The 23338-nt window shown below is 69.4% G+C and carries 21 protein-coding genes and 1 pseudogene; 12 read left to right on the forward strand and 10 right to left on the reverse strand.

The window, feature by feature from the left end; translation table 11 throughout:
• Positions 1-65: 65 nt before the first annotated feature.
• Positions 66-1190, reverse strand: a pseudogene (locus tag ACWGO0_RS07930) (aminoglycoside phosphotransferase family protein); the annotation flags it as partial.
• A 231-nt stretch (positions 1191-1421) separates the two neighbouring features.
• Between ACWGO0_RS07930 and ACWGO0_RS07935 the strand changes: the two are divergent.
• A complete protein-coding gene (locus ACWGO0_RS07935; RefSeq protein ID WP_453529709.1) occupies positions 1422-2915 on the forward strand; it encodes a DNA-binding protein NsdB in 1494 nt (497 codons plus the stop codon).
• A gap of 36 nt (positions 2916-2951) precedes the next feature.
• Here the strand turns inward: ACWGO0_RS07935 and ACWGO0_RS07940 are convergent, their stop codons facing one another.
• Both ACWGO0_RS07940 and ACWGO0_RS07945 read right to left on the reverse strand, forming a co-directional pair.
• Complete coding sequence (locus tag ACWGO0_RS07940; protein ID WP_453529712.1) at positions 2952-4385, reverse strand: PP2C family protein-serine/threonine phosphatase; 1434 nt, start codon at positions 4383-4385, stop codon at positions 2952-2954.
• Positions 4386-4856: 471 nt separating this feature from the next.
• A complete protein-coding gene (locus ACWGO0_RS07945) occupies positions 4857-5357 on the reverse strand; it encodes a tetratricopeptide repeat protein (RefSeq protein WP_453529715.1) in 501 nt (166 codons plus the stop codon).
• Between the two features lie 97 nt (positions 5358-5454).
• Here ACWGO0_RS07945 and ACWGO0_RS07950 point away from each other — a divergent pair, with 97 nt between their 5' ends.
• Positions 5455-6300 (forward strand): VanZ family protein, encoded by an 846-nt coding sequence (locus ACWGO0_RS07950; RefSeq protein ID WP_453529718.1) that lies wholly within the window; start codon positions 5455-5457, stop codon positions 6298-6300.
• Here the strand turns inward: ACWGO0_RS07950 and ACWGO0_RS07955 are convergent.
• Complete coding sequence (locus ACWGO0_RS07955; protein WP_453529721.1) at positions 6297-8021, reverse strand: glycoside hydrolase family 6 protein; 1725 nt, start codon at positions 8019-8021, stop codon at positions 6297-6299. The genes ACWGO0_RS07950 and ACWGO0_RS07955 overlap by 4 nt on opposite strands.
• A gap of 15 nt (positions 8022-8036) precedes the next feature.
• Positions 8037-9539 (reverse strand): cellulase family glycosylhydrolase, encoded by a 1503-nt coding sequence (locus ACWGO0_RS07960; RefSeq protein WP_453529724.1) that lies wholly within the window; start codon positions 9537-9539, stop codon positions 8037-8039.
• A gap of 322 nt (positions 9540-9861) precedes the next feature.
• On the opposite strand from ACWGO0_RS07960, the gene ACWGO0_RS07965 reads away from it, so the two are divergent.
• From ACWGO0_RS07965 to ACWGO0_RS07980, 4 genes are all read left to right on the forward strand, one after another.
• A complete protein-coding gene (locus ACWGO0_RS07965; protein WP_453529726.1) occupies positions 9862-12756 on the forward strand; it encodes a glycoside hydrolase family 48 protein in 2895 nt (964 codons plus the stop codon).
• A gap of 181 nt (positions 12757-12937) precedes the next feature.
• Positions 12938-13723 (forward strand): DUF4389 domain-containing protein, encoded by a 786-nt coding sequence (locus ACWGO0_RS07970; RefSeq protein WP_453529728.1) that lies wholly within the window; start codon positions 12938-12940, stop codon positions 13721-13723.
• 38 nt (positions 13724-13761) lie between these two features.
• Complete coding sequence (locus ACWGO0_RS07975; protein WP_453529730.1) at positions 13762-14277, forward strand: DinB family protein; 516 nt, start codon at positions 13762-13764, stop codon at positions 14275-14277.
• Between the two features lie 69 nt (positions 14278-14346).
• Complete coding sequence (locus ACWGO0_RS07980; protein WP_453529733.1) at positions 14347-15027, forward strand: DUF4230 domain-containing protein; 681 nt, start codon at positions 14347-14349, stop codon at positions 15025-15027.
• A 33-nt stretch (positions 15028-15060) separates the two neighbouring features.
• On the opposite strand, the gene ACWGO0_RS07985 is transcribed toward ACWGO0_RS07980, so the two are convergent.
• Positions 15061-15657: a PadR family transcriptional regulator gene (locus ACWGO0_RS07985; protein ID WP_453529736.1), complete on the reverse strand. Its 597-nt coding sequence runs from the start codon at positions 15655-15657 to the stop codon at positions 15061-15063.
• Positions 15658-15752: 95 nt separating this feature from the next.
• Here ACWGO0_RS07985 and ACWGO0_RS07990 point away from each other — a divergent pair, with 95 nt between their 5' ends.
• The 6 genes from ACWGO0_RS07990 (at position 15753) to lepB (ending at position 19053) form a co-directional block, all read left to right on the forward strand.
• Positions 15753-16193 carry a nuclear transport factor 2 family protein gene (locus ACWGO0_RS07990; protein WP_453529739.1) on the forward strand — a complete coding sequence of 147 codons (441 nt, stop codon included), beginning with the start codon at positions 15753-15755 and terminating at the stop codon, positions 16191-16193.
• Positions 16194-16310: 117 nt separating this feature from the next.
• On the forward strand, positions 16311-16988 hold the full coding sequence (locus tag ACWGO0_RS07995; RefSeq protein WP_453529742.1) for a TNT domain-containing protein: 678 nt from the start codon (positions 16311-16313) through the stop codon (positions 16986-16988).
• A gap of 11 nt (positions 16989-16999) precedes the next feature.
• Positions 17000-17233, forward strand: coding sequence for a hypothetical protein (locus tag ACWGO0_RS08000; RefSeq protein WP_453529745.1), 234 nt, complete (start codon positions 17000-17002; stop codon positions 17231-17233).
• A gap of 56 nt (positions 17234-17289) precedes the next feature.
• Complete coding sequence (locus tag ACWGO0_RS08005) at positions 17290-17799, forward strand: mycothiol transferase (protein WP_453529748.1); 510 nt, start codon at positions 17290-17292, stop codon at positions 17797-17799.
• A gap of 145 nt (positions 17800-17944) precedes the next feature.
• Entirely contained in the window at positions 17945-18271 is a 327-nt protein-coding gene (locus tag ACWGO0_RS08010; RefSeq protein ID WP_453529751.1) for a hypothetical protein, read from the forward strand.
• An 89-nt stretch (positions 18272-18360) separates the two neighbouring features.
• Positions 18361-19053: a signal peptidase I gene (gene lepB / locus ACWGO0_RS08015; protein ID WP_453529754.1), complete on the forward strand. Its 693-nt coding sequence runs from the start codon at positions 18361-18363 to the stop codon at positions 19051-19053.
• Positions 19054-19131: 78 nt separating this feature from the next.
• Here the strand turns inward: lepB and ACWGO0_RS08020 are convergent, their stop codons facing one another.
• The 4 genes from ACWGO0_RS08020 to ACWGO0_RS08035 form a co-directional block, all read right to left on the reverse strand.
• Positions 19132-19404 carry an HPr family phosphocarrier protein gene (locus ACWGO0_RS08020; RefSeq protein WP_453529757.1) on the reverse strand — a complete coding sequence of 91 codons (273 nt, stop codon included), beginning with the start codon at positions 19402-19404 and terminating at the stop codon, positions 19132-19134.
• 59 nt (positions 19405-19463) lie between these two features.
• The gene (locus tag ACWGO0_RS08025; RefSeq protein ID WP_453529760.1) at positions 19464-21452 is read right to left on the reverse strand and encodes a PTS fructose transporter subunit IIABC; all 1989 of its coding nucleotides are present in this window, start codon (positions 21450-21452) and stop codon (positions 19464-19466) included.
• An 82-nt stretch (positions 21453-21534) separates the two neighbouring features.
• Positions 21535-22482, reverse strand: a complete 948-nt coding sequence (pfkB, locus tag ACWGO0_RS08030) for a 1-phosphofructokinase (protein WP_453529763.1) — start codon at positions 22480-22482, stop codon at positions 21535-21537.
• The gene (locus tag ACWGO0_RS08035) at positions 22479-23240 is read right to left on the reverse strand and encodes a DeoR/GlpR family DNA-binding transcription regulator (protein WP_453530222.1); all 762 of its coding nucleotides are present in this window, start codon (positions 23238-23240) and stop codon (positions 22479-22481) included. Before ACWGO0_RS08035 ends, pfkB begins: the two co-directional genes overlap by 4 nt.
• Positions 23241-23338: the final 98 nt, after the last annotated feature.

Raw genomic sequence — 23338 nt, forward strand, 5'->3', positions numbered from 1 at the left:
CTGCGGGACCGGTGTGTCGGCACCGGTCCCGCAGCACGCTCATCCCCGTCGATGCGGTCAGCGGGTCCCGATGCGGCGCGCACGGCCCGGCGTGCCATCGCGCAGTCGTCGTGCAGCCTGCGCAGCAACAGCCGCTGCTCCTCGCCGGACGAGAGAGCACCCGGCCTGTCCTGGCCGCCGCTCACGGGCGGCGCCTCCCGCATGGTCCGCTGCACGGCGGTCTCGTACGTACGGATCTCCCGCGTCAGTACGAGCATGAGGTTCACCAGGAACGCGTCACGCGCGGCGGGACCGTTGACCTGGGCCAGCTGACTGATCTGGCGCCGCGCCACCGGGGCGTCACCGAGCACGGCCCACAGCGTCGCCAGGTCGTACCCCGGCAGATACCAGCCGGCGTGCTCCCAGTCGACCAGCACCGGGCCGGTGGGCGACAGCAGGATGTTCGACAGGAGCGCGTCGCCGTGGCAGAACTGCCCCATGCCCTGCTTGCCGCCCGCATGCGCGAGACCGTGCAGCAGCTTCTGCAGATCGCCCAGGTCACGGTCGGTGAAGAGCCCCAACTCGTGATAGCGGGCGATCCGCGACGCGTAGTCCAGCGGCGCCTCGAACAGGCCCGCCGGCGGTCGCCAGCTGTTGACGCGGTTGATCGCTCCGAGAGCCGCGCGCACATCCGCCCGGGGCGGTGCCTCCGCCGGATGCCTCGTCAGAGCCGCGACCCGTCCCGGCATGCGCTCGATCACCAGCGTGCAGTTCTCCGGGTCCGCGGCGATGAGCCGGGGTGCCCGCACCGGTGGGCGATGGCGGACGAAGGCGCGGTATGCAGCTATTTCGTGCCTGAACCGCTCCGTCCACGCGGGGGAGTGGTCCAGTAAACACTTGGCCACCGCGGTCGTGCGCCCGGTCGTGCCGACGATCAGGACCGACCGGCCGCTGCGCCGCAGCACCTGCACCGGGTTGAACTCGGGGCAGATGCGGTGCACCGAGGCGATGGCCATCCTCAGCTGCGCGCCCTGGGGACCGGACAAGTCGATTCTTCCGCTGAGCGGTTGCGTACCCAGCCCCGCCGGACGCCGGATCCGACCCAGGCCGGGCGCCGGTGCGGCGTGGGGGTCGAGATACGGTCCGCCACCCGCCCCCATGGGACGGAGCGGGCGGGGCGGGGCGGACACGGAGGACGATGCTGTGTACATGGGCGAGACAGATCCCTTCGTGCGCCGACAGTTTGCGTGCGCCACCCCGGCCGGCGGCCGTCAGGCACCCTGGGGAGTACCTAGGGCTGCCGGGCGGGGTGGCGCTTTCCTACCTGACACCGGGCCGCGGGTGGCAGACCATCTGGCGAACCCTGGCGAACCCTGGCGAATAGTCGACCCGCATCTGCCACCGGGTTAGTGTCAAGTCAGCCGAGAACCTGGGGGCTTGACGTGAGCGGAGAACCCAACACCCGCCTGAATGACCTGTTCGGCCTGGCCGGATGGTCCAAGGGCGAACTCGCGAGAATGGTGAACCGACAGGCGGCGGCCATGGGCCACCTCCAACTGGCGACCGATACCTCGCGGGTCAGGCGTTGGATCGATATGGGGGAGTCCCCACGCGATCCCGTGCCCGAAGTGCTGGCTGCCCTGTTCACCGAGCGACTCGGCCGTGTCGTGACCATCGAGGACCTCGGGTTCGGCCGGCGCGGGCGTGTGGGGAAGCGGCAGGACGCAGGGACGGAGAAGAATCCCGACGGCCTCCCGTGGGCGCCCGAACGGACGGCAGCGGTCCTCACCGAATTCACGGGAATGGACCTCATGCTCAACCGACGCGGCTTGGTTGGCGCGGGCGCAAAGCTCGCCGCCGGCTCAGCCATCACCGGCGCCATGTACGACTGGCTGCACACCGACCCCGCCATGGCGGCCGACGCACCACGGCTCAATGATCCGATGTACGCCGACAACGCCGGTTACGACCGGTACGAGGCCGCGCCCATCGGGTCCGAGGAGATCGAGGCGCTGGAGCGCTCGGTCGAGGTGTTCCGCGCCTGGGACGCCTCCCGGGGCGGCGGTCTCCAGCGCAAGGCGGTCGTGGGCCAGCTCAACGAAGTGGGCGGCATGCTCGCCTACCACCACCCCGACCATCTCCAGCGCCGCCTGTGGGGCGTCGCGGCCAATCTCGCGGTTCTCGCCGGCTGGATGTCGCATGACGTCGGCCTCGAACCCACCGCGCAGAAGTACTTCGTCATCGCCGCCCACGCGGCGCGCGAAGGCGGTGACCGCCCGCGCGCGGGCGAGGCACTGTCCAGGGCGGCACGCCAGATGGTGCACCTGGGCCGTCCCGACGACGCCCTGGACCTGATGAAGCTCGCCAAATCGGGTTCCGGCGAAGAGATGCTGCCGCGTACCCGGGCGATGCTGCACACGATCGAGGCGTGGGCACAGGCTTCGCTGGGCCGCGGGCAGGCCATGCGGCGCACGCTCGGAGAGGCCGAGGAGCTCTTCGTCTCGGACAAGGGCGACGTCCCGCCGCCCAGTTGGATGCAGATGTTCGACGAGGCGGACATGCACGGCATGCAGGCACTCGCGTTCCGCACGCTCGCCGAGCACGATCCGGCGGCGGCGACCACCGCGCAGCGCCATGCCAAGCAGGCCCTGGACCTACGCGTCAACGGGCGTCAGCGGTCCAAGATCTTCGACTACATCTCGCTCGCCTCGGCCTGCTTCATCGCCGACGACCCCGAGCAGGCCGACCGGTACGCACGGCTCGCCCTGGTGTCGATGGGGGAGACCTCCTCGCACCGCACCTGGGACAGGCTGCGCGAGATGTACCGGCTCACGGGCCAGTTCGCGGGCTACGCGAAGATCGAGGATCTGCGCGAGGAGATCGAGCTGGCCCTGCCCCAGAGCACGTTCAAGAAGTCCCGGGGCAGCCAGATCTGACACCGCACGGAGGCGGTATCGCCGTGCTCCGAAGGCTCAGCCTCCGAAGCGGGCGACCATCACACACGCGTCGTCCAGGCGTTCGGTCCCGCCGAACTCCTCGACCACCGTTCGTACACAGTCCTGCGCCGTGCGGGCCTGTGCGAAGCGCGGCGCCAGACCGAGCAGTGACTCCGGGCCCGCACCCCGGTCCCTGCGACGGGTCAGCCCGTCCGTGTGCAGGAGCAGCACGTCTCCGGGCAGCAGCCGCACCTGGTCCTGCTCGTAGGCGACTCCGGAAGCCGCACCGAGCAGTACGCCGTCGGGCCGGGGCAAGGGACGCCCCGTTCCGTCGCGGAACAGCAGGGGCGCGGGGTGGCCCGCCTGTGCCCAGGCGAGGCTGCCGGTGGCGGGATCGAAGCGGCAGCACACGGCGCTGCCCAGAGCCGGCTGCACCGTCGATTCGAGCAGCTGGTTGAGATGGCCCATCAGGGCTCCGGGCTCGATGCCTGCCACGGCCATGCCGCGCAGTGCGCCGAGGAGCATCGCCATGGCCGAGGTGGCGGGGATGCCGTGGCCGGTGAGATCGCCGACCGTGAGCAGTGTCCTGCCGTCCGGCAGCTCCAGCGCGTCGTACCAGTCGCCACCGATCAGGTCGCTCGACTCGGAGGGCAGGTAATGGCCCGCGATGTCCAGTGCGCCGGGCCCCTGGTGCGGGAGGCGGAGCGAACCGCGCCACGGGGGCAGCACGGCCTCCTGCAACTCGACGGCCATCCGGTGCTCGGTCCGCGCCATGTGCTGTTCGCGGCGCACCGAGTCGCCGGTCCGTCCCACGACACTCTGGCTGCGCCGCAGCTCGCTGACGTCTCGCAGGACCGCCCACATGGAGGCGGTGCAGCCGTCCGCGTCGAGTACGGGTTCGCCCATCATGTGCAGCGTCCGCATATGACCGTTGTTCCGCAGGATGCGGAACTCGCCGTCTATCGGTTTGCCGTCGACCAGGCAGGCGGTCACCATCGACGTCAGCAGCGGCTGGTCCTCGGGGAGGAGGACGGACGGCAGCTCGTCGAGCGACAGGGGTCCCGACGCGGAGGTCCTGCCGAAGATCTCGTACAGCTCCTCGGACCAGCTGACCTCGTCCGTCAGCAGATTCCATTCGGCGCTGCCGACCCTGCTGAGCAGCGAGCCGGGCTGTGCATCGGTGCCGCCGCCCTGGGTGGTCGTCCGCTCCGGCTCCTGCGCGGTCTGTGCCGGCAGTCCTTCCCGGAGCTGCCCCAGGTGTCCGTCGAGATCATCGAGGTGGTGGACCGCGAGGTCGCAGAGCGCACGCTGCCAGCGCAGCTGGGGGTCGTCCTCGTCGATCACCACGGCGTCCCGCCGCACGGCGTCCACATCTCCGCGCAGCCGACGGGTGCGATGGATCAACGCGTCGACTGCATCTCGCTCGGGAGGCTGTGGTGCGGGGCGGTCCGCGAACAGATGGGACGGCATCTCGTACTCCGATACAGGCGCGGCGGCCAGTTCTCAAGGGTGGATCGAGATGACTGTTGCACAGGCCGCGGGAGCCCGTAAGGGATTTGGCAACACTCGATACGTTGTTGCTTCCGGCATATGCCATAGGCTGCGCGGATGCGGCGAAGTTCCGAACACCCTTTCCTTTAAAGGGTTGTTGGAGGTGTCCCGGTCGAGTCGGCACATGCCCGGCGCACGCCCGCGCGAAGTCTTCCGCCGTCCGCGCGCCCGCGCTGATGCACGCCGGGCCGATGTGCCGGGTGGTGCAGGTGTGGCGGTGCTATGGATCACATCCGGGGGTGGTGATTCCCGGGAACGGACCGTGATGGTTTACCGTTCATCTATATGTGGTGAACGGAGCCCCGCCCGTGGGCGACCGCTCTCCGTTCCCACGCACAAGCCGCCCCGGCTGGATTCCCCCGATCCGGCCGGGGCTCCCTTTTTCCGGTGTCACGTGGTCTCGTCGAGGTCCGACGCATAGTGCTCGATGGCCGGCCGGTAGCGCTCCACAAGAGGGTCGGTGCTCGTCGCGGCCACGAGCCGCAGCAGAATCCCCATCGCCTCGTGGTGCTCGTCGACGTTGTAGAGCGCCATGGCGAGGAAGCTGCGCATCGCCCCGTCGTCCGGGAACTCCGACGCGCCCCGGCGGAGCGTCTCCACGGCCTGCCCGTACCTGCCCAGCACGCGGTACGTGCTGCCGAGGCCGAGGAGCGCGCCCCGGCGTTCCTCCTCGGTGAGGCCGGGCAGCTGGAGGCTCCGCTCGTAGTACGGAACCGCCTCGGACTCCAGTCCCAGCCTGTCGTGGACCCACGCGGTCTGGTAGGCGACATCGGCCGCGTCGGGGAAATCGGCGGTGAGCGTGAGAAGCCGCTCCCTGGCCTGTTCGGGGTGGCCCTCCACCCGCAGTCGCACGGCCTCGGCCAGCAGCTCGTTCTTCTTCTGATCGCTCATGCACCCCATCGTCGCAGGCCGGTCCGGTCCGGCGGTCAGAGTTTCCGCGTACCGGTCTTCCGCGTGTGGTCAAGGAAGTTCGGGGCAGTCGTCGGCCATGACTGTTGAGGCGGAACGACGTGGACAGAGACCATGGGGCCGGATCCTGCTCCGGGCATCGATATTCGTGGCGGCGGTGCTCGGACTGGTGGCTTTCTCCGTAGTCCTGGCCCAGGTGACACTCACCCCGTCGCCCGCCTCCGAAGGCATTGTGACGTCGAACCTGCAACCCGGCCGTTCCCTGCGGCAGTACGCCGAGGACTACACCTTCCTCGCCGCGTGCAAGCAGGCGGGCGGAAACCTGCTGCTGGGCGTGCCGTTCGGTGTGCTGCTGCCGATTCTGGTGGAGCGCAGGCTGCGGATGATCCGCATCGTGCTTCTGACCATGGTGGTCATGGTGGTCGTCGAACTCATACAAGGGGCGCTCGTCGCCGGCCGGGCGTTCGACATCGACGACGTGATCCTCAATACGAGCGGCGCGCTGCTCGGCTATCTGCTGGTGGGCCGCAGGATCAGCCACCGCTATCACACCCTCGGCGACACCTCCCCCGCGGCGGCACCGGCCGCTGACGGAACGGACACGCCGAAGGCCGCGACCAAGGCCGGGACCAAGGCCGGGACCAAGGGAGGAGCCAAGGGAGGAACCAAGCCCGGCGTCAAGGCCCGCACCAGGTCCGCGGCCAAGGCCGGAGCCAAGGTGGGAGCCAGGACCGCGGCCAAGGCCCGTACCAAGACCGGGGCCAAGGCCCGTAACAAGAAGACCGGGGCCAAGACGGGCGCCAAGCCCGGAGCGGGCCGGAGCCGGTCCGCTCCGGCCCGCGTCCGGGCGCTGATCGACCGCATCAGGAACAGCGGGCCGAGTCGGAGCGGGGGAGCGCCCCGACCCGGCCGCCGTCGCCGCTAGAGCGCCGGGTGGGCGTTCTTCATGAGCTCCTGGAACTGGGCGGAGAACCAGTGTCCGGAGACCGGGGCGTCCGGCAGCGAGCCCGACATGCTGTTGCCGTTACGGGGGTTACCCGTGTACGTCGGGTCGCACATCCGGTCGAAGCCCTTGCCCTCGTCGTTCGGGATCGCCTTGCTGGAGCCGTCCGACTCACCCGGGGGCTTCACCCAGACGTAGGCGTCGATGCCGGGCTCCGGCGCCGACGTCGGCCGCTCGCCGAGGCCGGCTCCGGACTGGTTGCACCAGTTGCCCATGTGGATGCGCCGGTCGTAACGGCCGCCGTTGACATAGGTGTCGACGCTGGTGGTCGCTCCCGGTCCGGCCGGCCTGGCGGTTCCGCCCCACCCGTTGCGCGAGGTGTCGATCAGCATGCCGATACCGGAGTTGAAGCCGATCGAGACCAGCTTGGCGCGGAACGCCTGGGCGAAGGACAGCTCGTCCGTGTAGCGGTTCCAGTCCACCCACTTCGACTGCCGTACGGAGGTGCCGTTGACGGAGTCGTCGATGGTGAAGTTCTCCTCCTTCAGCGCGCTGTAGTTGGCGGTGTTGGTGATGAATCCGTGCACGTCGTTCACCGTGGCGCCCTCGGCGGTGGCCGCCTGCTTGAACGTGTCGGCCGACGGGGCGAAGTTGTCGTCCCAGCCGATCCAGCCGTGGTGGCCGGCGTCGATGTAGTTGTAGACGTTGGGTGCGTCGCCGAGCTTGTTGAGCGCGTAGCCGACGCCCTTCACGTAGTTGCCGTTGGCCTTCATGACGTCGCAGGCCGGGGTGGCGGTGGGACGGCTGCCGGTGTTGGTGACCAGGTTCGGCAGCGAGTCGATCTCGACCGTGTTGACGATGCGGAGGGAGGCGTACTTCGGGTCCGCGAGGATCGCCGCTATCGGGTCGATGTACTCGGTCTTGTACCGGCCGATCTCGGTCGGGCCGAGCTCACCGTTGGAGGCGAGCGCCGCGCAGTCGCGTCCGGGCAGGTTGTAGATGACCAGCTGGACGACGAGCTCGCCTGTGCCCTTCTGGACGAGGGCCGCGTCCAGGTGGTCGCGCAGACCCATGCCCCCGTTGACGCCCTCGATGGCGGCGATCCGGTCGAGCCAGACAGCGGTGGGCTCACTGGAGATCCGCTCGCCACCGGGCTCGGCCGCGGCCTTCGCCTTCCACTCCGGGTTCACATAGACATCGGCGCCCACGTACGGGTTGTCGACGCGGTCACCCAGCGGCGGATCGGTGGGGTCGGTCGGGTCCGTCGGGCCGCCGTTGCAGGTGACGCCGTTCAGCTTGAACGTCGCGGGGACGGCGCTGTTCCCGTTCCCGGAGGCGTTGAAGCCGAAGGAGGCGGAGGCACCCGTGGCCAGCGACCCGTTGTACGAGACGTTCTTCGCGGTGACGGCGGTGCCGCTCTGCGAGATGGTGGCGTTCCAGCCCTGGGAGACCTGCTCGCCGCCGGTGAACGACCATTCCAGCTGCCAGGCGTTGACCGCGTCACCGGTGTTGGTGACGGTGACGGCGCTGGTCAGGCCGCCGTTCCACTGGTTCTGGATCTTGTAGTCGACTGTGCATCCGGCGGCGGCTGCCGCGGACGGTACGGCTGCGGCAGCGGTGCCCGCCGCGGCGGCGACCAGTGCTCCCGCCGCGATGAGGGCGGTGCGTGATCTGCGGAGGGGGGTACGGCTCGTGCGGCTCATGAGAGTTCCGTTTCCTCAGTTGTCGAGGGCGCGCAGATGATCACGCAGCCCGATTCCGTACGGGGTGGGGGTGCCGTCGTAGTTGCTGATCAGGGCTGGACCCGAGGAGCAGTCCCAGGTGTTCCAGGTCCAGCCGAGATAGGAGAGTCCGCGGTCGTCGAACCACCGCATGACCCGGTCGGCGAAGCCGTGGGAGCAGGTGTTCTCGCCGATCTCGCCCGCGACGAGGGGGACTTCGGCGGCGACCGGTGCGAGCGTGGAGTTCCAGCAGGACTCGTTCGCACAGACGTTGAAGTTGTAGACGTGCCAGGCCGCGGCGAGATTGCCCGCCGGGTCGTGCGGCCTGTGCTGGAGCCACTGACCGAGGTCGTTGGAGTACGCGAGCCCGCCGGCCAGGATCAGGTTCCCGGCGCCGGTGGCGCGTACGGCATCGACCAGGTCCTGCATGCCCGCGACCTCGTAACCGATGCCCGGGCAGGTTCCGCCGTCCCGCCAGCAGGTCCATGCCTGTCCGACGGTGGGCGTGGCACGGTCCGGATACGGCTCGTTGAAGAGGTCGAACACCACGGCCGGCTCGTCCTTGAACGTCGAGGCGACCGAGGACCAGAAGGCCGGTGTGTACTGGGCGTCGGGCATCGGCTTCTGGCAGCTGGCGTGCACGTCGGAGCAGCCGGCCGAGTTGCCGGTGTACTGCCCCCAGCTCCAGTGCAGTTCGACCATCGGTGTCATGCCGTGTGCGATGACCCGTTCGACCAGGTCCTTCACGGCGTTGATGTAGTTGTCGCCCGCATACCGCGGATCTATGTTGTCGAGTCCGAGCCAGCACTCCTCGTTGAGGGGGATACGGACGGTGTTGGCGTGCCAGTCGGCGATCGCCCGGACCGAGGCGTCGTCGACCGGACCGTCGAAGATCCCATGTCCCTGTACGCACATGAACTCTCCGCCGGAGCGGTTGACGCCGAGCATGCGGCGGGTGGCGCCGGTCTCGTCGACGAGCTTGTTGCCCGAAACCTTCAGCACGGGCGGGCCGGCCGGCGGGTCCGGTGGATCGGTCGGGTCGGGCGGATCGGTCGGATCAGGACCGGGGTCGCCACCGCACGGCGTTCCGTTGAGCGTGAACGCGCCGGGTGCCGATCCCGTACCGACACCCGAGGCGAGGAAGCCGGCACTGACGCTCGCACCGTTCGCGAGCGTGCCGTTCCAGCTCTCGTTCGCCGCGGTGACGGTTCTGCCCGCCTGCGACCATCGTGCGTTCCAGCCCTGCGTGACCTTGCGGTCACCGGGCATTTCGAATCCCAGGCTCCAACTGCTCACGGAGGAGCCCAGGTTGGTCAGCGTGACGGACCCCTGGTATCCGCCGTCCCACTGAGTGGTGGTCGTGTACTCCACCGTGCAGACGGGTGCGGATCCGGAGGCGGTGACCACGGGGGCGACGGCGATGCCGACCGTGGCGAGAACAGTTGCCAGGACCAAGCGGAACACGTGCCGTAGATGTGGCGAATGCGGGGGGTGTCGCATGAAGCGACTCCTTACAGACCGGACGTGCCCCCTACGGCACGTCGACTGATGGAACCGCTCCCACTGGTGTGGCATGACGTTAGAGCGTCAACTCGTGTCGGTCAACAGACCCGTTCTCATCTCTCACTATCGAATTTATTCGACTCTTCAAGTCTCTTGACTCCCATTTTCCCCGTCCCCATGCTGGGAGCGCTCCCACTGGTTCAAGGCTTGTGCTCAACCATGCACACCCCCCATGTCACCGAGCCGCGAGAGGAACCCGCGCATGCCATCGGTAAGCGCACGAAGAACGTGGGTACCAAGGAGATCCGGGAGAACCGGAATGAATTCCCGCCGGTTATGGACGGCCTTTGTCGCCGCCCTGGCACTCCCTCTGGGAATGACCGCCGCCGCCGGCACCCCCGCCCAGGCGGCAGCGGTGCAGTGCAGCGTCGACTACAAGGCCAATGACTGGGGTTCGGGATTCACCGCCGAACTCAACGTCACCAACCGGGCCGCCGTCCCGGTCGACGGCTGGACCCTCACGTACAGCTATACGGGCAACCAGACGCTCACCAACGGCTGGAGCGGTACCTGGTCCCAGTCCGGGAAGAACGTCACCGTCAAGAACGCCTCCTGGAACGGGACCATCGCCCCGGGAGCAGCGGTGTCGACGGGCGCGCAGTTCACGTACAGCGGTACGAACACCGCCCCCACCGGCTTCGCCGTCAACGGCACGAGCTGCGCGGGCGCCCATCAGCCGCCGATCGCCGTCCTCACCAGCCCGGCGGCGGGTTCCGTCTTCACCGCGGGCGACCCGGTTCCCCTCGCCGCCACGGCTGCCGCCGCGGACGGCGCGGCCATCAGCAAGGTCGAGTTCTACGACGACACGACCCTGCTCGGCACCGACACGACCTCGCCGTACTCCTTCGAGGCCACAGGTCTTTCCGCGGGCGGGCACTCCGTCTACGCACGGGCCCACGACAGCATGGGCGGATCGGCCGAGTCGCCCCCCGCGGGCATCACGGTCGTCGCAGGCCCCGCGGTCGTCGCCACTCCCGCCCAACTGGGCGTGCGCCAGGGCACATCGGGGACCTTCGGGGTATCCTTCTCCACCGCACCGGCCGCCCCCGTCACCGTCACCGTGGCCCGGACCGCCGGCAACACGGGACTGACGGTCACCGGCGGCGCGAGCCTCTCCTTCACACCGGCCAACTGGTCCACGGCGCAGAAGGTGACCGTGAGCGCCGGCAGCTCGGGCACGGGCGCCGCGACCTTCACGGTGACGGCTCCCGGTCACGCGAAGGCCGAGGTCACCGTCACGCAGCTGGCCGCCGCCAAGACGTACGACGCACGCTTCCTCGACCTGTACGGGAAGATCACCGACCCGGCCAACGGCTACTTCTCGCCGGAGGGCATTCCGTACCACTCCGTCGAGACGCTGATCGTGGAGGCCCCCGACCACGGGCACGAGACGACGTCGGAGGCGTACAGCTATCTGATCTGGCTCCAGGCGATGTACGGGAAGATCACCGGGGACTGGACGAAGTTCAACGGTGCGTGGGACACCATGGAGAGGTACATGATCCCCACCCACGCCGACCAGCCCACGAACTCCTTCTACAACGCGTCGAAGCCCGCCACCTACGCGCCGGAGCACGACCAGCCCACCCAGTACCCCGCCGTCCTCGATCCGTCGGCGACCTCCGGCTCCGACCCGATCGCCGGTGAGCTGAAGAGCGCGTACGGGACCGACGACATCTACGGCATGCACTGGATCCAGGACGTCGACAACGTCTACGGCTTCGGCAACACGCCCGGTAAGTGCTCGGCCGGACCCGCCGAGACCGGGCCTTCGTACATCAACACCTTCCAGCGCGGACCGCAGGAGTCGGTCTGGGAGACCGTCACCCATCCGACCTGCGACAAGTTCGCCTACGGTGGCAAGAATGGCTACCTGGACCTGTTCACAGGGGACGCCTCCTACGCCAAGCAGTGGAAGTTCACCAACGCCCCCGACGCCGACGCGCGCGCCGTGCAGGCCGCCTACTGGGCCGACATGTGGGCCAAGGAGCAGGGCAAGGGCAGCGATGTCTCCGCGACGGTCGGCAAGGCCGCCAAGATGGGCGACTATCTGCGCTACGCCATGTTCGACAAGTACTTCAAGAAGGTCGGCGGCTGCGTCGGCCCGAACACCTGCCCCGCGGGCACGGGCAAGGACAGCTCGCACTATCTGATGTCCTGGTACTACGCCTGGGGCGGCGCGACCGACACCGCGGCCGGCTGGTCCTGGCGCATCGGAAGCAGCCACGCGCACGGCGGATACCAGAACCCGATGGCGGCGTACGCGCTGAGCTCGGTCCCCGATCTCAAGCCGAAGTCGGCGACCGGGCAGCAGGACTGGGCGAAGAGCCTGGACCGGCAGCTGGACTTCTACCAGTGGCTGCAGTCCGACGAGGGCGCGATTGCGGGCGGCGCGACCAACAGCTGGAAGGGGAGTTACGCGCAGCCGCCGGCCGGAACGCCGACCTTCTACGGCATGTACTACGACGAGAAGCCCGTCTACCACGACCCGCCGTCCAACCAGTGGTTCGGCTTCCAGGCGTGGTCCATGGAACGCGTCGCCGAGTACTACCACGAGTCGGGTGACGCCCAGGCCGAGGCCGTACTCGACAAGTGGGTCGACTGGGCCCTGTCGGAGACCACGATCAACCCGGACGGTACGTACCGTGTTCCGTCCACCCTCAAGTGGACGGGTGCACCCGACACCTGGAACGCGTCGAGTCCCGGGGCGAACAGCGGACTCCACGTCACCGTCGCCGACTACACCAACGACGTCGGGGTCGCCGGGGCATACGCCAGGACGCTCACCTACTACGCGGCCAAGTCCGGGGACGCGGCGGCGAAGACCGCGGCGAAGGCACTGCTCGACGGCATGTGGGACCACTACCAGGACGACGCAGGGGTGGCCGTCCCCGAGACCCGCGCCGACTACAACAGGTTCGACGACCCGGTGTACGTACCGGACGGCTGGACGGGCGCCATGCCCAACGGCGACACCGTCGGCAACGACTCGACGTTCGCCTCCATCCGGTCCTTCTACAAGGACGACCCGAACTGGCCGAAGGTCCAGAGCTACCTCGACGGCGGAGCCGCTCCGGTCTTCACCTACCACCGGTTCTGGGCGCAGGCCGATATCGCGCTGGCCCTCGGCGCGTACGGAGATCTCCTGGAGTGAGTGAGTGAGTGACGGCACGGAGGTGCGGGCCCGCGACCCGCACCTCCGTGTTCCCGCCCCCGACGACGATGCGGACACCCGTTCGGCCCGTCGCCGATTGCGTGCCGCCCCGCTCGCACGCAGCGTGGGGTGACGCCGTACGCGCCGAAGCCGTGCGGCTCACCTGCCGAGGAGGAGCGCCATGGCGGACGGTCAGTGGAGTCCGGGCCGCGTCGCGGGGGACCCGGGTGAGTTCCTGCCCGTACTCGACATCATCGAGCCGACGCGTCAGCGCCGGCTCACCGTCCTGCTGCGTCTGCTCCTGCTGATCCCGCACTTCCTCGTGCTGATCGTCCTCTACATCGCCGCCGTGTTCACGGTGATGTTCGGCTGGTTCGCCGCCCTGGTCCTGGGACGGCTGCCCGGACCCGTTTTCGGCTACCTCCAGGGGTACCTCGGCTACCACACACGGGTCACCGCGAGCGAGATGCTGCTCATCGACCGCTATCCGCCGTTCGCACTCACCCCGCCGCCGGACTACCCCGCACAGATCGAGGTGCGTCCGACGGACCTCAACCGGCTCGCCGTCTTCTTCAGGCTGTTCCTCATGATCCCGGCGGCGATTGTGCAGGGACTCGTCATGAGCGGCTGGTTCGCGCTGTCGTTCGTCTGGTGGCTGATCACGCTGATCCTGGGCCGGATGCCCCAGCCCCTCTTCGAGGCGACCGCGGCGACCCTGCGCTACCAAATGCGCTTCTCCGCGTACGCGTTGATGCTCACCCCGGCCTACCCCCGGGGCCTCTTCGGTGACGACGACCTCTCCGTCACAGGTCAGCAGAAACGGTCCGCGACCAGGCCGCTGATCATGAGCGGGGCGGCGAAGGCCCTGGTCGTCGTCTTCCTGGTCTGCGGCCTCCTCGGCGGCCTGGGCAGGTCCGTCATCTGGTCGTCCGACGACAACGGGAACCACAGCGCCACCGGCCATTAGGGTCGCGTGACCGCACCGTCAACGGGCATGATCGCGCGATGACATGGACAGCACCCGAAGTCACCCGGACGTCCGGATCGCTCGTCGGCGACGAGCGCGAGACCCTGCGGGACTTTCTCGCCCATTACCGCAACACCCTCCTGCACAAGTGCGCGGGACTCACGGGGGAACAGCTGGCGGAGCAGACCGTGCAGCCCTCCAACCTCACGCTGCTCGGCCTGCTCAGGCACATGGCCAAGGTCGAACGCACCTGGTTCCGGACCCGGTTCGCCGGTCTTCCTCTGGAGCCGATCTACCCGCCGGAGAAGGGCAAGGACGCGGACTTCGAGGACCTGGCCCCGGAGCGAGCCGAGGCCGACTACGCGCGCCTGGTCGAGGAGATCCGCCTCGCGGACGAGACGGTCGCCGACGCCTCGCTCGACGACACCTTCACCCACAACGGCTCCGTCTACTCACTGCGCCTGATCCACGTCCACATGATCGCGGAGTACGCACGGCACATCGGCCACGCGGATCTGCTGCGCGAACGGCTGGATGGTGTCACGGGGGACTGATCCGGCCGTCGCCCGCGGCGCCGCACCGCCGGACGGACTGAATCCGCCGGATCGGGTCACACGGAAGACATGACATCCACTGATGTACGGCCAGACATCCGTTCCAGACATGGACGAGGGTGGGTGAAGGTCATCGGGGTCTGTGGCGCGGTCTTCGTCCTGCTCTTCGCCGGCTCGCGGCTGAGTGTCCTGCCGGGTCTCGGGGACATCTTCGGCGAGGAGACGAAGGACCGTTCCGGCCCCGCGGTGCTCAAGTCGATCCAGGACATGAGCGCGTACGAGGCGGCCTCCGGCAATTTCCAGGTCGTGGTGGATCTGGAGAAGGACGCCAAATTCCTGCCGGACGCACTGCGGGGCACCCGCACGCTGTACGTCGGTGCGGGCTCCGTCGGTGCGTCCGTCGACCTGGGCAAGGTCACCGAGAACGGTGTGGTGATCAACGAGGACCGCACCACGGCCGAACTCCGCCTGCCGCACGCAGTGCTGGGCAAGCCCGCGCTCGACCCCGACCGTTCCTACGCGGTGTCCAAGCAGCGCGGGCTGCTCGACCGGCTGGGGGACTTCTTCTCCGACAACCCGGGCAGCGAACAGGCGGTCAACAAGCTTGCCGCGCAACACATCGGCGAGGCGGCCGAGGACAGCGGTCTGACCGGGCGTGCGGAGAGGAACACCACGAACATGCTGCGGGGCCTGCTCGGTTCACTCGGGTTCGACAAGGTCACCGTGCGCTACGGCGACGGGTCCCCGTAGCCCGGGCGGGGCACCGCACCACTCGTACCTCTGTCACTGTTCGGCGGAGGAAGGCGGCACGCCCCGCCCGCCATGTCCGCCCTGCCGTTTCCGCAGGACATCCGCGATCCGCAGGCACCAGTCCCGGTTGTCCCGCTCGAAGGCGAGCCCCCGCAGGCAGGTCAGATACGGTCCGATGCGCTCGCCGCCACGCAGGAACTCCTCCTCGTCCACCGGACCGCGCAGCCGGAGCAACAGCTTGCCGAAGAGCTCGATCTTGGCGTCCGCGACCGCCGCGCGTTCCTCCAGCTGCTCGATAACGGGTCCCGCGTCGACCCGGTCGACGGCCTGGACCTTGACCAGCAGATCGTCCCGGATGAACGCGGCCTTGGGCGTGGCGTCCGCGAACCGCTCCAGCTCCGCAAGACCCGCGTCGGTGACCTGGAACAGGCGCTTGTTGGGCCGCGTCTCCTGGACCACCTGACGTCCGGATACCAGACCGTCCTGTTCCAGCTTCGACAGTTCCGCGTACAGCTGCTGGGGGAGCGCGTGCCAGAAGTTCGCGACGCCGATGTCGAACGCCTTGGCCAGCTGGTAGCCGCTGTACTCGCCATCCAGCAGCGCCGCCAGCACGGCGTGACGCAGGGCCATGGGCCACCCCCTTCCGTTGTTCCGGCTTCCCCTGCATCATAGTCTGGAAATTGATTAGTCAGATTCTTGAGTATAACGAGCGAGGAGAGACAGCCATGACGACTGCCGACACGGCGGAACGCTTCCGCACCGCCGTCGAGAAGCGTGACCTGGCCGCCCTGGAGCCCCTGTTCACCGAGGACATTCGCCTCTACAGCCCGGTGAAGTTCACCCCGTTCGAAGGCAGGCCCATGGTCATGGGCCTCTTCGGCGTGCTCCTTCGGACGTTCGAGGACTTCCGTTACGTCGGCCGGCTCGACGGCGCCGTGGAGACCGCCGTCGACGGAGCCGAGGCCCCGTCGGAGATCCTCGTCTTCCGGGCGACGGTGAACGGCAAGGAGATCCACGGCATCGACCTGCTCCAGTTCGACGAGGCGGGCAGGGTCAAGGAGTTCACCGTGATGGTCCGCCCCCAGTCCGCGCTGCGGGCACTCTCCGACGCCGTCCTCGCCGGCCTCGTCGCCGACGGACTCGTACCCGACCCCGCCGGAGGCTGAGACGGGGCGCTCACACGTTCGGGGCGGATTTCGGCATGGTGCGGACACCTGAAGTGATCGGGACGTTACTCTGCGTCGGCTGTCCGATTGATCATCAACTTCCGAGGTGTCCCGCCAATGAACCGTATGAGCACCGTACTTGCCGCGCTCGGCATCACCGCCGGGCTGCTGAGCGCACCCGCCGCGAGCGCCGCGTCGCACCACGAGAACAGCAAGCCGGCCGCGGCGCCGCGGCACGAACCCTGCACCGGGGAATTCCAGGGCGACGCGCGGCTCGGGCCGAAGTGGCTGCCGAAGAAGAAGGAGGCGCCCGTCGGCCCGCTGCTCAACGGCTACGAGCGGACGGGGGACCTCGCGCCCGCCGATTTCCTGAAGAAGTACTGGGAAGGCCCTGCGGACTCCGGGAGCTGGAAGTACCCGCCCAACGACGGTTTCGGCGAGGTCAACGGCGAGCTCGACAAGGAGCCCGCCAAGCTCCGCCCGGGCCAGCGGCTGGACCGCTTCGGCTCGGAGTACGGCAGCTATCTGGCCCCGGCGGGTGACGCGTACGCCGAGCGCGCGCTGCCCCCGCAGAGCCTCAACACCCGTGACGCGGCCGTCGCCTGCGACTATCGCGTCTACAAGGTCGCCAAGCCGTTCTGGGTCTGGCAGGGCAGCATCGCCCCGTGGTTCGAGCAGCCCGGCGGCGGTCAGCAGATCAAGCTCGACGCGGTCTTCCTGAACCCGGGCGAGGGACAGCGGCTGAACGTGAAGTGGCTGCTGGAGCACGGCTACCTGACGCCCGCCGGGCTCTAGGGCCTACGTCCATGGACCGCCTGCACCTGCGTGCCGCACTGCGGGCGGCGGGAGTACCCGACGGCTACTACCGCATCGAGGGCGTCCACGAACCGGTCCCCACACCCACCGACTTCCTGTTCCTGCGGAGGTCGCCCGACGCGGTGTGGGAGACCGGGGCGTTCGAACGAGGTACGTACGAAGTCGTCGCCCGGCACCCTGACGAGGAGACGGCCTGCGCGCATCTCCTGCGGCTGCTCATCTGACGCACCGGCCGCGTGTCGGGCGCCGGGTGCCGGGAGGCACCGGCCATGGTGGCCGTATGAACACAGCAGGCATCTTGGCCGACGCGTTCGAGCGCATCAGGGAAGCGGTTCACGAGGCGGTCGAAGGCCTCCCGCCCGAAGACCTCAACGCCCGGCTCGACGAGGGGACGAATTCGATCTCCTGGCTCGTCTGGCACCTCACGCGCATCCAGGACGACCACGTGGCCGACGCGGCGGGAACCGAGCAGGTGTGGCTGGCCCAGGACTGGGTCTCCCGGTTCGGTCTGCCCTTCGAGGAAGCCGAGACCGGCTACGGGCAGAGCGGCGCGCAGGTCGCCGCGGTACGCGTGGACTCGGCCGAGCTGCTCCTCGGCTACTACGACGCGGTCCACGAGCAGAGCGTCGGATTCATCCGCGGCCTGGACGGCAGGGCACTGGAGCGCATCGTGGACGAGAACTGGTCACCGCCGGTCACGCTCGGCGTGCGGCTGGTGAGCGTCCTCGCCGATGATCTCCAGCATGCCGGTCAGGCGGCGTTCGTCAGAGGAGTGCTGGAGCGTCGGTGACGAACCCGGCGGACCGGAGCGAGGACGCGTCGGTGCCCCCTGGGCCGCAAGGGCAGGGGGCACCCCCGTGCACGCTCCGAACTGCGGTGTCATACTCGGAGAAGTCCCCTTGACAGGCTTGACATTGTCCGAAAGGCGTCGCGTCATGAGCTGGGCATCGTGGACGACCAGCGGTGTCTTCGCGGGAGCCGGCGGAGTCCGCACCAAAGAAGCAGGAATCGTGGGCGGCGATCTCACCGTCCATACGACATGGGCCGACGGCGAGGCCGAAGTGGCCGTGCAGTTCAGCGGCGCCTCGGACTGGTTCACCCTGGCAGGCAGCCCCGTGAGCTGTCCCACCGAAGAGGCCAGCCGTGCGTTCCATCAATCGGTGGTCGAGGCGGTGCGCGCCGGAGACGGTGCCACGGTCCCCGACCTGCCGGGCACAGCGAAACCCGCACCCGCGTCCCCGCCCCCGCCCGTCGCGCCCTAGGGCGCCCGCGCCCGCAGTGATCGCGCCTAGAGTGAGCCGGGAGCGGCCCACGTACGGGCGGCGCTGAACACGGGGCGAGGAGCGGCTTGATGGTGCTGACGGGCGCACGGCGGACGGGGACGCGGACGAAGAAGCAGCGCCCACTGTGGAAGGAACTCCCGATCCTCATCGGCGTCGCCCTGCTGCTGGCGCTGCTGATCAAGACCTTCCTGCTTCAGGCCTTCTCGATTCCGTCGGGATCCATGCAGAACACGCTCCAGCAGGGCGACCGCGTCCTCGTCGACAAATTGACCCCGTGGTTCGGTTCCGAGCCCGAGCGCGGCGAAGTGATCGTCTTCCACGATCCGGCCGACTGGCTGAGGGGTGTGCCGACCGAGCCCCCCAACGCGCTCCAGAAGGTGCTCGGTTTCGTCGGGGTGATGCCGTCCGCCGAGGAGAAAGACCTCATCAAGCGGGTCATCGGCGTGGCGGGGGACACCGTGGAGTGCAAGGGCGACGGCCCGGTGAAGGTGAACGGGAAACCGCTGGACGAGCCCTACGTGTTCCCCGGCAACACCCCCTGCAGCACCGATGACGAGGGCCAGTTCAAGGTCACGGTGCCCGCCGACCGGGTCTGGGTGATGGGCGATCACCGGCAGGCGTCCGGGGATTCGCGCTACCACCAGGACGATCCCGAGGGCGGCATGGTGCCGGTCGAGGACGTGGTGGGACGCGCGGTGGTGGTCGCCTGGCCGGTGACCCGCTGGGACACACTGCCGGTGCCCGACACCTTCGGCCGCTGACATGCGCCTCTGCCTCCCGGCCGGGGACGGCCGGGAGGCAGAGGAGGCGACCACAACTGCGCCTTACCGGAAGCCGGTTCAGACCTTGGCGTCCAGGTCCCCCGCGAGGAGCGCGGCGAGCTCGTCGACCGCCGCCCTGGCCCCGTCACCCACGGCCGACAGCACCACCGCGTCGCCGTGCTGCGCCGCCAGGGCGAGCACGGAGAGCATGCTGCGGGCGTCGACCGGCTGCTGCCCTTCCCGCCCGATGGTCACCTTGACAGGCTGACGGGCCGCCGCCTGCACGAACAACGAGGCCGGGCGGGCGTGCAGTCCGCTGCGGGAGCCTACGGCGACGGTGCACTGGTACATGGGATCACTCCTGTGGGATGGATTGCGGGGTGGACCGTGGGGTGTTTTCGAGACCGCGCTCAGGCGGCCACGGGAACCTTCGAGGTGCCGGCCGCGGGCACGGGGTCCTGCGAGGCGGGACGCATGCCCTTGAGTACGACGACGAGCGCGGTCGCCACCGCCGTACCGGCCGCGATCGCCACCAGGTACAGCAAGGGCTGGCCGATCAGCGGGACGACGAAGACGCCGCCGTGCGGTGCGCGCAGGGTGCAGCCGAAGGCCATCGACAGAGCGCCGGTCACCGCGCCGCCTGCCATCACCGACGGAATCACCCGCAGGGGATCGGCCGCCGCGAACGGGATGGCGCCCTCGCTGATAAACGACGCGCCCAGCACCCAGGCCGCGCGGCCGTTCTCCTTCTCGGTCCTGGTGAACAGCCTGCCGCGCACCGTGGTGGCGAGTGCCATCGCCAGCGGCGGCACCATTCCGGCGGCCATGACCGCAGCCATGACCTTGAGACTGCCGGACGTCGGGTCGGCGAGACCGCCGACGGCGAAGGCATAGGCGACCTTGTTGAGCGGCCCGCCCATGTCGAAGCACATCATCAGTCCGAGCACCACGCCGAGAATGATCGCGTTGGAACCCGAGAGCCCGTTCAGCCCGTCGGTGAGTGCCTTCTGGAGCGAGGCGATCGGCTTGCCGACGACGATGAACATGAGGAAGCCGACGACGGCGGAGGCGATCAGTGGGATCACCAGCACCGGCATGATGCCGCGCAGCGTGGGATGGACCTTCACCCGTTGGATCGCCATCACCACAGCCCCGGCCAGCAGACCGGCGACGAGGCCGCCCAGGAACCCGGCTTCGATGGTCAGCGCGATGGCGCCGCCGACGAACCCGGGGACGAGAGCTGGACGGTCCGCCATGCCGTACGCGATGTAGCCCGCCAGCACCGGGACGAGGAAGGCGAAGGCGGCGCCCCCGATCTGGTTGAGCAGCGCGGCCCAGCTGTCGGCCTCGCCCCAGACGAAGTGATCGGCGACGGACTTGGCGCTCGCGATCTCGTAGCCGCCGATGGCGAACGACAGGGCGATCAGGAGCCCGCCCGCCGCGACGAACGGCACCATGTAACTCACGCCGGACATCAGGTACGTACGCAGCCGGACGCCGAAGTGCGCGCTGCCGGCGCCGGGTCCGGCCCCGCCGGTCTCCGTACCGCCGTCGTCGGCGACTCCGCTGATCTCGCCCCGTTCGGCCTTGCGCCGGGCCTCGGCGATCAGCTCGGCGGGCCGGTTGATGCCCGCTTTCACGCCGACGTCGACGATCGGCTTCCCGCCGAACCGGGCCTTTTCGCGAATGTCGACGTCGTGCGCCCAGATCACCGCGTCCGCCGCGGCGACGACGGACGGGTCGAGGCGTTCGAAACCGGCCGAGCCCTGGGTCTCGACGCTGAGGACGACCCCCTCGGCGCGGGCCGCGGCCTCCAGGGACTCGGCGGCCATGTAGGTGTGCGCGATGCCCGTGGGACAGGAGGTGACGGCGACGATCCGGAACGGTTCGGGCGCCGCAGCGACCGGCGCTGCCTGCCCGGGTTCCTCCGGTGCTCGCCCCTCCGGCGCGGTGGGCGGCTCGTCACCGCGGATCAGGGCCGCTGCGGCGGCGGGGTCGGACTCCGCGCGCAGTGCGGAGGTGAACGCCGGGTCCATCAGCCGCCGTGCCAGGCCCGACAGGATGGTGAGGTGGTCGTCATCGGCTCCGGCGGGCGCCGCTATGAGAAAGATCAGGTCCGCGGGCCCGTCCGCCGCACCGAAGTCGATGCCCTGACCGCTGCGCCCGAAGGCCAGCGTCGGCGCACCGACGTGCTCGCTGCGGCAGTGCGGGATGCCGATGCCACCGTCCAGGCCGGTCGGCATCTGCGCCTCACGGGCGGCCACGTCGGCGAGGAAGCCGTCGAGGTCGGTGACGCGCCCGGCGGCAACCATCCGCTCGGCGAGGGACCTCGCTGCGGCGTTCTTCGTCTCGGCGGACAGATCGAGGTCGACCAGATCCGCGGTGATCAGCTCACTCATCGCGGGGCTCCTTGCTCGTGGACCGCCGTGGCGGCGGCCGGGGGGACGTGGGGCTGCGGGCTCGTACTCATGCACTCGGACGTCATGGCGCGGGCTCCGACAGCGCGCGGTCCAGGGGGATGTCCGTGGTCGTGACGACCGACGAGCGGTCGAGGTCGGCAGGTGTGGGCATCACGCTTCCGGGAAGCTGGACGGCCGCCGCGCCGTGCGCGACAGCCGCCGCAAGTGCGGACCGGCCGGCGCCGCCGGCGGTCAGGAAGCCGGCGAGCGAGGCGTCCCCCGCGCCGACGTTGCTGCGGACGGTGTCCACCCGGGCGCTGCCGAAGTACGTCCCCGAGCCGTCCACCAGGAGCTGCCCGTCGGCTCCGAGGCTGGCCAGTACGGCCTGGGCCCCGCGTCCGCGCAGTTCCTCCGCCGCCTTGACCGCGTCACCGACCGTCGCGAGAGGCCGTTCGACCGCTTCGGAGAGCTCCTCGGCGTTCGGCTTGATCACATCGGGCCGCTCGCGCAGGGCGGCGAGCAGGGCAGCGCCCGAACTGTCGAGGGCGATCCGCGCTCCGGCCCGGTGGCTGCGTGCCACCAGCTCGGCGTACCACTCGGGCGGCAGCCCGCGCGGCAGGCTGCCGCAGCAGGCGATCCAGTCCGTGCCCGAGGAGCGCGTCCGTACCGTCTCCAGCAGGGTCTCGGCCTCGGACTCCGTGATCTCGGGGCCAGCCGCATTGACCTTGGTGAGCGTGCCGTCGGGCTCGACCAGCGTGATGTTGACGCGGGTGCTGCCCGCGATCGGCACACCAGCGGCCACGATGCCGTGCTCCCCGAGCAGCTGGGCGAGCAGTGCGCCCTCGGGTCCGCCCAGGGGAGCGACAGCGACCGTACGGTGTCCCGCCGCCGCGACCGCGCGGGAGACGTTGATCCCCTTGCCGCCGGGGTCCACGCGGTCCGCTGTGGCGCGCAGGACCGCACCGCGGGTGAGGTCGCGCAGTTCGTAGGTGCGGTCGAGGCTCGGATTGGGGGTGACGGTGAGGATCATGCCCGTACCACTTCCGTGCCCCGGCTCTCGATGGCGAGGGCGTCCTCGGGGCTGAGCCCCGTGTCGGTGATGAGCAGGTCGACGTGGGACAGATCGCCGAAGCGGGCGAAGTGCTCCTGGCCGAACTTGCCCGAGTCGGCGAGGAGCACGACCCGGCGGGCGGCCGAGATCATGGCGCGTTTCACCGCGGCCTCGGCGAGGTCGGGAGTGGTCAGTCCGCCGTCGGTCGAGAACCCGTTGGTGGCGAGCAGGAGCACGTCGGCGTTGATCTCGGCGTAGGCGCTGAGCGCCCAGGCGTCGACGGCCGCGCGGGTACGGTGCCGGACCCGGCCGCCCACCAGGTGCAGCGCGATTCCGGGATGGTCGGCGAGGCGGGCCGCCACGGGCAGCGCGTGGGTCACCACGGTCAGGGAGGATTCGAGCGGGAGGGCGGCGGCCAGCCGGGCCGTCGTGGTGCCGGCGTCGATGATCACGTTGCCGTCCACAGGGAGTTCGCCCAGGGCGGCGGCGGCGATCCGCTCCTTCTCGTCCGCTGCCACCGTGTCGCGCTCGGCGAGGTCGGGCTCGAAGCCGAGCCGCCCGGCCGGGATCGCACCGCCGTGCACCCGGCGCAGCAGCCCGGCCCGGTCGAGCGCCTTGAGGTCGCGCCGCACAGTCTCGGCGGTGACCTGGAACTCCTCGGCCAGGGAGAGGACGTCGACGCGTCCGCTCTCCTGGGCGAGGCGGAGGATTTCCTGCTGCCGCTCCGGTGCGTACATGTGGTTTCGTATCCGTTTCATGCCCGAGTCTGTGGTTTCGCGCTCAGGTTACGTCCGGGCTGCTGGAATGTAAACAGATTCGGGCGAGGAACGGGCAT

It is taken from the genome of Streptomyces sp. NPDC055749 (assembly GCF_053617235.1).